The sequence below is a fragment of the Melghiribacillus thermohalophilus genome, assembly GCF_004342905.1.
GTDB classification, from domain to species: domain Bacteria; phylum Bacillota; class Bacilli; order Bacillales; family Alkalibacillaceae; genus Melghiribacillus; species Melghiribacillus thermohalophilus.
In genome coordinates this window covers 38584-50064 of record NZ_SMAN01000023.1, presented here as the reverse complement: position 1 = coordinate 50064, position 11481 = coordinate 38584, and the positions used below count along the sequence as shown (strand labels likewise).

10 protein-coding genes are annotated in these 11481 nt (G+C 42.6%); all 10 read right to left on the bottom strand.

Going from position 1 to position 11481, the window contains the following annotated elements; all coding sequences use genetic code 11:
• Positions 1 to 456 precede the first annotated feature (456 nt).
• The gene (gene lysS, locus EDD68_RS13260) at positions 457 to 1938 is read right to left on the bottom strand and encodes a lysine--tRNA ligase (protein WP_132372774.1); all 1482 of its coding nucleotides are present in this window, start codon (positions 1936 to 1938) and stop codon (positions 457 to 459) included.
• 60 nt (positions 1939 to 1998) lie between these two features.
• Positions 1999 to 2988, bottom strand: a complete 990-nt coding sequence (gene dusB, locus EDD68_RS13255; protein WP_132372773.1) for a tRNA dihydrouridine synthase DusB — start codon at positions 2986 to 2988, stop codon at positions 1999 to 2001.
• 25 nt (positions 2989 to 3013) lie between these two features.
• Entirely contained in the window at positions 3014 to 3220 is a 207-nt protein-coding gene (locus EDD68_RS13250) for a helix-turn-helix domain-containing protein (protein ID WP_132372772.1), read from the bottom strand.
• Positions 3172 to 3696: a 2-amino-4-hydroxy-6-hydroxymethyldihydropteridine diphosphokinase gene (gene folK / locus EDD68_RS13245; protein WP_132372771.1), complete on the bottom strand. Its 525-nt coding sequence runs from the start codon at positions 3694 to 3696 to the stop codon at positions 3172 to 3174. The genes EDD68_RS13250 and folK overlap by 49 nt, the downstream gene beginning before the upstream one ends.
• A 2-nt stretch (positions 3697 to 3698) precedes the next feature.
• Positions 3699 to 4058 carry a dihydroneopterin aldolase gene (folB, locus tag EDD68_RS13240; protein WP_132372770.1) on the bottom strand — a complete coding sequence of 120 codons (360 nt, stop codon included), beginning with the start codon at positions 4056 to 4058 and terminating at the stop codon, positions 3699 to 3701.
• Positions 4051 to 4887: a dihydropteroate synthase gene (folP, locus tag EDD68_RS13235; protein WP_132372769.1), complete on the bottom strand. Its 837-nt coding sequence runs from the start codon at positions 4885 to 4887 to the stop codon at positions 4051 to 4053. Before folP ends, folB begins: the two co-directional genes overlap by 8 nt.
• Positions 4888 to 5265: 378 nt before the next feature.
• Positions 5266 to 6177, bottom strand: coding sequence for a peptidylprolyl isomerase (locus tag EDD68_RS13230; protein WP_165902189.1), 912 nt, complete (start codon positions 6175 to 6177; stop codon positions 5266 to 5268).
• 13 nt (positions 6178 to 6190) lie between these two features.
• A complete protein-coding gene (gene hslO, locus EDD68_RS13225) occupies positions 6191 to 7066 on the bottom strand; it encodes an Hsp33 family molecular chaperone HslO (protein WP_132372767.1) in 876 nt (291 codons plus the stop codon).
• 338 nt (positions 7067 to 7404) lie between these two features.
• On the bottom strand, positions 7405 to 9387 hold the full coding sequence (gene ftsH, locus EDD68_RS13220; protein ID WP_132372766.1) for an ATP-dependent zinc metalloprotease FtsH: 1983 nt from the start codon (positions 9385 to 9387) through the stop codon (positions 7405 to 7407).
• A gap of 122 nt (positions 9388 to 9509) precedes the next feature.
• Positions 9510 to 11462, bottom strand: coding sequence for a hypoxanthine phosphoribosyltransferase (gene hpt, locus EDD68_RS13215; protein WP_165902188.1), 1953 nt, complete (start codon positions 11460 to 11462; stop codon positions 9510 to 9512).
• Between the last annotated feature and the right edge of the window lie 19 nt (positions 11463 to 11481).

Below are 11481 nucleotides of genomic sequence, written 5' to 3'. Positions count from 1 at the left end.
GAGCCAGGATCAAACTCTCCAAAAAATTTGTTTGAATCATTTGATTCTCGCTTCTGGCGTTACAAGTTGTTTTGTTCAGTTTTCAAGGTTCGAAAAGCCGCGTTTTCTAAAAATGGCGACCTTTTTAGTATAACAAATGCAATTCTTTTTGTCAATTTTTTTTGTCTTTTCTTATCGCAACGTTTAATAATTTATCACGATTAAACAATGAAATCAAGTCCTTAAAATAAACTTTTTTCTGTTATTTTTTAGCAAATTATTATAAGAAGAAGTTCGTTTACCTATACCTCTCTGATTTTCACGAGTAAGAAGGGGGATATGAAGAACATCCGGATCGGTTATTCCCTGGAGATTAGATCAATGTCCGTGGCACTGTTCCTATTCTACACTTATATGACAATAAAAAACTCAGCCCTCTCTGAGGAGAACTGAGTAAAGTAGTTCTTGAATATTATTCTATTTATTGCGCATTTGTGGGAATAAAAGAACGTCACGGATGGATGGTGAATCTGTTAATAACATCACAAGTCGGTCAATTCCGATTCCCAGACCGCCTGTTGGAGGCATGCCATATTCCAGAGACTCGATGAAATCCTCATCCATCATATGAGCCTCATCATTTCCCTGCTCCCTTTCTTTCAACTGAGCCTCAAAGCGCTCTCGCTGATCGATTGGATCATTAAGTTCCGAAAAAGCATTGGCATGTTCTCTTCCTACGATGAATAATTCAAATCGATCTGTGAACCTGGCGTCTTCTTTGTTTTTCCTGGCAAGGGGTGAGATTTCTACTGGGTGGCCATATACAAAAGTAGGCTGAATGAGTTTATCTTCAACTTTTTGTTCAAAAAATTCATTAACAATATGGCCAAAGGTCATTGTTTCCTTTATTTCTACACCATGTTCTTTTGCAAGCTGTTTTGCTTCTTCGTCATTCATCTTTTTCCAGAAGTCTACTCCCGTATGTTCTTTAATGGCGTCAACCATGTGAACCCGGTTCCATTTCGGCTCAAGGTTGATATCGAAATCTCCATACTTGATATTAGTCGTACCCAATACTTCTTTAGCTACATGTGCGATTAAGTTTTCCGTTAAGTCCATAATGTCATGGAAATCTGCATAAGCCTCATAAAGTTCCAGCATGGTGAATTCTGGGTTGTGCCGGGTTGAAACGCCTTCATTTCGGAAGACTCGTCCGATTTCATAGACTTTTTCCAGGCCACCCACAATCAGACGCTTAAGATGCAGTTCAATAGCGATACGCATATATAAAGGAATGTCCAGCGCATTGTGATGGGTAATAAATGGACGGGCCGCAGCCCCCCCCGGTATGGAGTGCATCATCGGTGTTTCCACTTCCAGAAAACCATTTTCATCTAAATAGCGCCGAATCGATTGAATGATTTTGCTTCGAGTAATAAAAGTATCCCGGCTTTCCGGGTTCATAATTAAATCAAGATACCGTTGACGGTAACGCTGCTCGATATCTTTTAATCCGTGGAATTTTTCAGGAAGCGGGCGCAGGGATTTGGTTAAAATGTGAAAGTCTCTGGCTTTCACAGATAATTCGCCGACTTTTGTTTTGAACAGCACACCTGTTACGCCCACAATGTCTCCGATATCAGCTGTTTTAAACAATTCGTAAGTTTCATCGCCTACTGTATCTTTGCGAACATAAATTTGGATCTGGCCTGTCAGATCCTGAATATGGGCAAATCCGGCTTTTCCTTTTCCCCTTTTGGTCATTATACGTCCGGCAATGACAGCCTCGACCGCTTGTTCCTCAAGGTCTTCTCTAGAGTAATGATCATATGTTTGTTTGAGGTCACCGGACTGAAACGTGCGTTCAAACTTATCACCAAAAGGTTCAATCCCCTGCTCTTTTAAGGTTTCTAACTTTTCAAGCCGGGCCCTCATTAAATCGTTTAATTCCTCAGTCATGGTTGATCACTCCAGTTCATCATAATTGTAAAACGTGAATGATTCAAATAAAGCCTGCGATCAGGAAACCTTTTCTTCGGCTTCTAACTCCTGAACATAACAATCCAGGACATTCACCAGTTGTTCACGGGTCTCGCATTCGTTAATTCGCTGCCTTACTCTGGCATTGCCCCGCATGCCTTTCAAGTACCATGCTGCGTGTTTCCTCATTTCCATGACGGCTACCTTTTCTCCTTTAAGACGGATGAGGCGATCCATATGCAGCTTACATACATCGATTTTTTCCCTGGGTTCCGGTTCTCCGATTAATTCACCTGTTTCGAGATATTTTACCGTACGATAGATCATCCATGGATTGCCTAATGCTGCTCTTCCAATCATTACGGCATCAACACCCGTTTCATCGAGGCGGCGCTTCGCCTCCTGAGGAGTGGTAATATCCCCGTTGCCGATAACCGGAATATTTACCGCTTTTTTAACTTGTTTAATAATGTTCCAGTCCGCTTTTCCTTCATACATTTGTGCCCGCGTACGTCCATGGACGGCTACTGCTCTGGCACCTGCTTCTTCAATCGCCTTTGCATTTTCTACTGCATAGATATGATCTTCATCCCAGCCGCTTCTCATCTTAACGGTTACTGGCTTTTCAACTGTTTGAACTACAGCTGAAACCATTTCATATATTTTTTCCGGCTCCAGTAGCCATCTAGCGCCTGCATCGCATTTTGTGATTTTTGGCACCGGACAACCCATATTGATATCAATAATATCGGCATTGGTATGATGGTCAACAAACGATGCTGCTTCCACCAGGGTTTCTTTTTCACCGCCAAAAATCTGCAGGCTCATCGGCTTTTCATCTTCATCTATATACAGCATATTTAAAGTTTTTTCATTTTTATAAACAATCCCTTTGTCGCTGACCATTTCGGCACAAACGAGTCCAGCTCCGAACTCTTTGACCGTCAGCCTGAAAGCTGAGTTACACACACCAGCCATTGGTGCAAGAACAACTCTGTTCGGGATGGTGATATCTCCAATTTTAAACATCGCGGCCCCTCCTTCAAACTTATGTTTATTCCTCCGGAGACAATTCCTCAGGGCTAACTTCCAATACAGTGCAAATCCTTTCAATCATTAAATCATCTGGTTTTCGTATGCCCCTTTCCACTTCTCCAAGCACAGAAACAGAATAACCTAACGCTTTAGCTAATTCCAATTGGGTATATCCTTTTAATTTGCGGAATGATCGAATCCTTCTTCCCCACTTATCGGCATCCATTTTCGCACTCCTTTTCTCTCTTGATCTGATAACTTTCGGATATAATGATTGATGGTGATTCCGTCAATGGGCAAATCGCCATCGAGATCAGAAAAAGGTATTAATACAAATGCTCGTTCAAACATCCGGGGGTGTGGAATCATCAGGTGCTCAGTTTCAATATTCTCATTATTATACATCAGAATGTCAAGGTCAATGGTCCTTGGTCCCCACTTCATTTCCCTCTTTCTGCCAAGCCGGTACTCTATAGTCTGGCAAACATCCAGCAACTCAAACGGTGATAACAGAGTTTTCCCTTTAATCACCATATTCAGAAATGAAGACTGATCCACATAGCCGACAGGCTCCGTTTCATACACCGATGACCGTGCGGCCACTTTTATTTGAGGATGTTCCTGCAGCATTTGAATGGCCAGATCTAAATAATCTTTTCTGGGTTCAATATTAGAACCCAGAGCGATATAAAAACGGTTCATGTTCAACGCTCCCTGCAAATTTCCACGCCTACTCCTTCATAATTACCAGGAATAGGGGGATTCGGCTTGGTAACCTTAATCTTCACCCTCTGAATGGTTTCGTACTTCCTGAAAAGTAATGCAGCCAGATCTTCAGCTACGGTCTCGATTAAGTTCCTGGCGCTGCCCTCAACAACCTGTCTCGTCCATTCATAAACTTCCCCATAATCAACACTGTCTTTTATATCATCACTATTTCCTGCTGGTATTAAGTCAACTTCCAGTGTGACATCGACGATAAACGTTTGGCCCAGTCTGTTTTCTTCGGGAAAGACCCCGTGATATCCATAAAACTTCATGCCATTGATAAAAATTTTATCCAATGCTGAACCCCCGTTTCCCTAACATGGCGTCCATCATCTTTGCCATTCTTGCCATTTCTTTCACATCATGAACCCGAACGATTGACGCTCCTTTTTGAATACCGAGACATACAGATGCTCCGGTGCCTTCTACCCGTTCATGAACAGGTAAATCGAGAACATGTCCAATAAATCTTTTCCTTGATGTCCCAAGCAGGAGAGGGTAGCCTAAAACAGTTAGTTCTTCCAGCCTCCGCATAATATACAGGTTATGCTCCATCGTTTTTCCAAATCCGATTCCGGGGTCCAGGATAATCTGATCATCCTTAACCCCTCGCTTTTTAGCTATCGTTATACTTTCTTCTAAATCTTTTTTTATATCCTCTAGAAGGTCATCGTAATCGGTATGGTCACGATTATGCATTAATACAATTGGAACATCGTATTCTGCAGCTACATCAGCAATTTCCGGATCCTTTTTCGCTCCCCAGACGTCATTTATGATATGGGCACCGGCACGAATGGCTTGCAGGGCCGTTTCCGCCTTGTACGTATCAATCGAGACGGGAATGCTGACTTCATCCTTTATCTGTTCAATAACCGGGATCACACGTTTTATTTCTTCTTCGGCAGATACTGGTTCATGTCCCGGTCTGGTCGATTCACCCCCGACATCTATGATATGGGCACCATCCTGTTCCATTTGTTTGGCATGTTGGAGCGCTTGATCGATTTCTTCATACTTACCCCCGTCGGAAAAGGAATCAGGGGTTACATTTAAAATACCCATAACCAGTGTTTGTTCATGTATATCATAATAATGATTGCCTGCACGCAACCGGTAGACCATTCTACATCGCCCTTTCTCGTCCATGATCTGCTTTTTCTATTGTACACAATCTCGCTTTCAAAATCATGAATAATCCAAAATCGAGGAAAACAGGGAAGTCCATTAGCTGGTAAAAAAGCTCATGACAGAACAAACCTTAAGAAAAAGGATCCCTATTTATAGAAATCTACAGGAAAACCAGTCATGACGCTGCTCGAAAGCAGCAGGCCAGAGCACTGGATACAGACTCTCCGAGGCTGATCAAATCCTCCCAGTCGGAAAAACTGCCATCGTCCCTGTGCAGCTTCATTGGTTTTATCTTTCTTTCAAAAAGAAAACTCGTCCTTTGACGAGTCTGTCGGCCAATTGATCAAATCCATCGCGGATGCAGCGGCATGATTATGATTCTTCATAAATCCATTCCACTCCAACTTCTTCCCATAAATATTTTTTCGCCTGATTGACATTTATCTGTTCTAGAGCCAGTCTTCGTTTGATGGCGTGCTTCACCTCATCGTACGTAAACGTAATTTCTGGCAAAGTGCGATGAAGATATAAAATGACAGTACCCTCTTCTGTTTTAAAAGGAGAACTATATTCCCCATGATTTATTTGCTCCAGAATATCATAATACTGTTGTGGCAAATATACATTCCCTTCAGCATAATAGCCGAGATAACCACCTTTATCCTTAGTAAAAGGGTCAATCGAATATTCCCTTGCCAGCATGCTAAAGGAAGCACCCGCTTCAAGTTCTGCAAGTACTTTTTGAACTTCATGATCATCATCCAGAACGATATGGGATAGCTGATACGATTTCGGGAAATTCAGCTGATCGCCGTTCTCGTCAAAATACGCTTTTATCCGCTGTTCTTCAACGACGATGTCCTTTGTCAGCAACTCTTCCAGATAAAGGCGGTATTTAATGTTCTCCCTCAGTTCCTTTCGCATCTCTTTAACTGTCTTCTCATCAAATGTATGAATGGTGTTTTCTATATGAGATAGTTCTCTGTCGATCCACTTTTCGTTCAATTTCAGTTCATAATGATCCGCCAGCTTGGAAACAACCTCGCGATCAATCATCTGTTCGAGAACTTTTTCTCCGTGAGCATCAACTAACTCCTGAAGCCAGTCCTCCCGATCAATGGATGAATCACCCACAATCGCAACTTGTTTACCCAAATCCTTTCCCTTATTTTCGACATCAAGGGGTATTGACCCCTCCGACTGATAGTTTATAAATCCAATCAAAGTTGCAATATTCGTCGCTATAAGAAGAATAATGATTCCCCACAACAACCTTCTTGACAAATCGGCCACCTCTTTATCTAGACTTTAGCTTCTCCAGTTCACCGATTGTAAAGTGATATCTGGTATTACAAAAATGACATACCGCCTCAGCACCCTGGTCTTCCTCAATCATTTTCCGAATTTCTTCATCCCCGAGTGCAGCAATCGCGTTTCCGATCCGCTCTTTGGAACAGCGGCATTTAAATGCAATCGGCATTTTATTTAATACATTTACCTTTCCCCCATCCAGCAAAACATCTAATATTTCCTCAGGAGTTTTGCCGTCCCGAACCATAGAGGAAATCGGAGGTATCGTTTCCAGACGTTTCTCAATTTGTGTAATCGTATCTTCTTCTGCCCCTGGCATCATTTGAATGATAAATCCCCCGGATGCCTGAATGGATAAATCAGGGTTCACAATCACCCCGGCACCTACTGCAGAAGGGATTTGTTCTGACCTTGCAAAATAATACGTGAAGTCCTCACTGATTTCTCCGGAAACGATGGGAACCTGTCCAGTAAAGTAATCCCGAAGCCCAAGGTCCTTCACGACACTGACAAATCCGCTGGTTCCGACAGCTCTCTTGACATCCAGTTTTCCTTTTTCATTTTTTTCATCAAAATGTACATGGGGATTTTTTACATATCCGCGCACCTCTCCTTTTGCATTGCTGTCAACAATAATGGCACCAATCGGCCCATCTCCTTCAATCTTGATCGTTAACTGGTCATCCCCTTTTAGCATAGCCCCCATCATGGCACCTATCGTAATCGTCCGTCCAAGAGCCGCAGATGCAGTGGCCCATGTGTCCTGTTTTCTGCATGCTTCATTGACCGTTTCAGTAGATTTGATGGCATATGCACGTACATTTCCATCAAAAGCTGTTGCGCGAATTAAATAGTCACTCATCTGTTTTCATCTCCTTTTTCTTGTTGCTGGCCATTCCTGTCTGTTTATGAAAAAAAGCTGGTTTCCATCCTGCATATGAACCATTTACTACCGACATCATACCACACATCATGCAGTTATTCCTAAAGAGAAACAAGAACAGCTCAAAGTGATTCGCTTATCCGCGAAGACTGCTGAAAAATAACCGGGGAGGGCCGGACTTCAAGAGGCCAAGGACGGAAGCTGAAGGAACACAAAGTGATGCATATACGCTGAATCGTATCGTATCATTTCCTGATTAATAAGAAAAACCCCTGCTAAAATAGCAAGGGTAAAAATACAGCTGGTTGACAGGATCACTAATCATTATTTTTGTTTTCGTCATCCTGCTTTTCAGAATCATTTTTTTCATCCGGTTTTGTCTGAATATTGACCTTGACATCACCGGATGCCTGATCCTGTTTTTGGTCACTGGTTTCTTCTTTTTCTTCGCCTGAGGCAGGCTCTGGCTTTTCCGGAAGTTCCCCTTTTTCAAACAGAGATTTAATCTGTTCCGCATCAAGGGTTTCCACTTCAAGAAGTGTTTTAGCAATTAACTCCAACTTATCCCGGTTTTCTGTTAAGATTCGTTTAGCCCGGTCATAACACTCATTAATAATGTTTTGAATCTCCTGATCAATATCATAGGCAATCTGATCGCTATAATTTTGTTCACTCTGGATATCCCGGCCAAGAAATACCTGTCCACTTGGATTGCCAAATTGTACAGGCCCCAGTTTATCACTCATGCCATATTCGGTAACCATTTTACGCGCAATGCCTGTTGCACGCTGAAAATCGTTATGAGCACCGGTAGATACATCTCCGAAAATAATTTCTTCAGCAACCCGGCCCCCTAACAGACCTGTAATCTTATCCAGCAACTCTGGCTTCGTCATAAAATAACGGTCTTCCTTTGGCAGCATAACAGCATAACCGCCTGCCTGCCCGCGTGGTACAATGGTTACTTTGTGCACCATATCGGCTTCATCCAGGACCATACCGATCACCGTATGCCCGCTTTCGTGATAAGCAACAATTTTCCGTTCTTTCTCGGAAATCACACGGCTTTTTTTCGCCGGTCCGGCAATGACCCGGTCAATGGCTTCATCCACATCTTCCATATCGATCGCATTTTTATTGGCTCTTGCAGCAACAAGAGCAGCCTCGTTCAACAGGTTTTCAAGATCAGCCCCTGAGAAACCAGGCGTTCTAAGGGCAATGGTTTTCAGATTAACCGTATCATCCAGTGGTTTATTTTTCGCATGGACTTTAAGCACTTCTTCCCGGCCCTTTACATCCGGACGGTTTACCGTAATTTGACGGTCAAACCGGCCAGGTCGGAGCAGCGCCGGGTCAAGAATATCCGGACGGTTTGTGGCAGCAATGATGATAATTCCTTCATTGGCACTAAAGCCATCCATCTCAACCAGGAGCTGGTTCAGGGTCTGTTCCCGTTCATCGTGGCCCCCGCCCAATCCGGCGCCACGCTGACGTCCAACAGCATCAATTTCATCAATAAATATAATACACGGTGCATTTTTCTTCGCATTTTCAAATAAATCACGTACCCGGGACGCACCAACACCGACAAACATTTCTACAAAATCAGAACCGCTGATGGAGAAAAACGGAACTCCCGCTTCACCGGCAACAGCTCTTGCCAGCAAGGTTTTACCGGTTCCCGGAGGTCCGACAAGCAGGACCCCTTTAGGAATCCGTGCTCCCAGCTGCGAAAATTTACGCGGGTCTTTTAAGAATTCCACTACCTCAACCAATTCCTGCTTTTCTTCATCTGCGCCTGCTACATCTTTAAACTTAACTTTGTTTTTCTCTTCGTTATACAGTCTTGCTTTGCTTTTTCCAAAATTCATGACCCGGTTTCCGCCGCCCTGCATCTGATTGAGCAGGAAGAAGAACAGAATAATAATGATGATAAACGGAATGATGGATGTGAAGAATCTCACCCATGCACTTGCTTCTTCCGCCGCTTCAAAATCCAGTTCGACACCCTGCTCTTCCGCGACAGCTGTAATCCGTTCAATTTCCTGATCAGTTGATGGAATTTCAACAACAAATGGCTGGTTTTCACCACCTGATTCAAGTTCACCTGTTACGGCATAAACTTGATTTGTATATTGAATGGTCATGCTTTCTATTTGACCATTATTCAATGCTTCGTAAAACTCACTGTAATTTAAATTCTGTGTCTGCTGGTTTGTTCCGCGGAATAAACCAACGACTCCAATGACTACCAGGAATATGACTAGATAAAAGATTGTGTTGCGAAATATCCGGTTCATTGCCTACCTCCTCCCAAAACGACAAAACTAATAGAATGGTACCACATTCATTTGTATAAGAACAACTAATAAACACTATTATAAAATAACTCTGCCTCTGATCAAAATTTCTCTGCATACTCTTATTTTTCGGAATAAACTTCCGGTTTTAACACACCAATATAAGGTAAATTCCGATATTTTTCATTATAATCGAGTCCATAGCCCACCACAAATTCGTCAGGCACATTAAACCCGACAATATCCGCTTCTATATCCACCTTTCTCCCGGCAGGTTTATCCAGCAATGTAACGATTTTAATGGATTTTGCCCCCCGGTATTTGAACAAGTCCACCAGGTAACTCAGAGTTAAACCGCTGTCAATAATATCTTCAATAATCAACAGGTCTCTTCCTTCTACTTTTGTGTCTAAATCTTTAATAATTTTCACTTCTCCGGAAGACTTTGTATCAGATCCATAACTGGATACATCCATAAAATCCATTTCCAGATGGGTTTCCATCCGTTTGAGCAAATCAGCCATAAATGGCATGGCGCCTTTTAAAACCCCGATAGCCAGAGGAAATTTCCCGCTATATTCTTCTGTTAATTGTGCAGCGATTTCTTTGATCTTTTTTTGCAGTTCCTCTTCGGTGATTAAGACTTCTTTAATATCACTGTACATGTTGCAGCTCCTCCTATTTGTATCCGGTTTTTCAACTATGATTTTAAGCCATTTCGAAGCCGTTTTGTGGTCAACTTCCCCTTTTTTCAGACCGGCAAGCCAGAGAATATTTCCCTTCTGATCCGTTATAACAGGCCAGCTGTCCCTCAACATTCTGGGAATCTTCTCGTCAATAAAAATGTCTTTTATCTTCTTTCTCCCATTCAATCCCCGAACACGAATGCGATCCCCTTCTTTTCTGGACCGAACAACCAGAGGCATCGGTACTGCTTCAGCATCACAAACAAACTCCCATTCCGAATGTTCTGGAGGGGGCTGATTTTGCTCGATCCGCTCTGCATATACTGTCCATCCATTCGGCAGTACAATCGGCTCACCAGGATGCATGACAGTGATAAAAGATGTTTCTTTTCGTTTTTCAAACGTAAAAAGCAATTCATCATAGGTTTTTCTGACCATCAATTGTTTTGGAAAATGAAGGGTTTTATTCGGGTCCTTGGATTCCATGACTTCAAAAATGTTTTCCAGATGAACAGATGTAAGTTCGTCTGAAGGTTTTCTGTAAAGATAGTTTAATATTAGATGAAAGGCACGTCTTTGTAAAGGACGAGGAAAGGACCGAAATAATGTCAGATTCACTTTTGCACCTGTGTTTACCCCCGCAAAGGAAACGGCCTGTTCAACTGCTTTTTCAGCCTGCTGAACCAAAAATTGTTCATCTTCCTGTATAGATTCACTGATCAATTGGACATTTTCATGAATGGAGGGATTGTATTCTTTGATAAATGGCAACATATGAAGCCGAAACGCGTTTCGGGTATAAACAGGTGACAGATTCGACGAATCGACGCGCGGGTCAATGCCCTGTTGTTCACAGTATGTGAGTATTTCCTGTTTGGTCAAACATAAAAACGGACGGATGATCCAGCCGTTTGCAAACTTTCTCTTAACCGGCATCCCCCCGGGCTTTGTTCCTCTGATCAGCCGCATAAACATCGTCTCCACCTGGTCATCCCCATGGTGTCCCATAGCAAGAAGCGGAGATTGCTCCGAATCCTGCTTCATCACCTGTTCAAAAAAGCGATAGCGGAGTTCTCTGGCAGCGGATTGAGTCCCCATCTTTGTCTTTTTTTTATACGAAGGAACATCTAGAGAAGTTCCAGCAAACTCAATATTCCACCGCTTGCAAATTTCGCTGACATATGCTAAATCCTGCAGAGATTCGTTTTTCCTCAGCTGATGATCAACGGAAATAGCTGTCAGGGTAAGTTCATATTCTTTACGTATGGATGAAAAAAAATGGAGAAGTGCCAGAGAGTCAGGTCCTCCGGAGACAGCTATGTAAATGTGGCTACCTTTTTTAAATAGCTTATGTCTTTTTGCAAAATGAAGAACCTTTTTTTGAATCAACACTCACACTCCGATCCCG

Bases quoted from the DNA above. Each gene is read 5' to 3' on its own strand.
- lysS (WP_132372774.1), bottom strand. From the start codon at position 1,938: ATGACTGAGGAATTAAACGATTTAATGAGGGCCCGGCTTGAAAAGTTA.
- dusB (WP_132372773.1), bottom strand. From the start codon at position 2,988: ATGTTTAAAATTGGAGATATCACCATCCCGAACAGAGTTGTTCTTGCA.
- EDD68_RS13250 (WP_132372772.1), bottom strand. From the start codon at position 3,220: ATGGATGCCGATAAGTGGGGAAGAAGGATTCGATCATTCCGCAAATTA.
- folK (WP_132372771.1), bottom strand. From the start codon at position 3,696: ATGAACCGTTTTTATATCGCTCTGGGTTCTAATATTGAACCCAGAAAA.
- folP (WP_132372769.1), bottom strand. From the start codon at position 4,887: ATGGTCTACCGGTTGCGTGCAGGCAATCATTATTATGATATACATGAA.
- hslO (WP_132372767.1), bottom strand. From the start codon at position 7,066: ATGAGTGACTATTTAATTCGCGCAACAGCTTTTGATGGAAATGTACGT.
- ftsH (WP_132372766.1), bottom strand. From the start codon at position 9,387: ATGAACCGGATATTTCGCAACACAATCTTTTATCTAGTCATATTCCTG.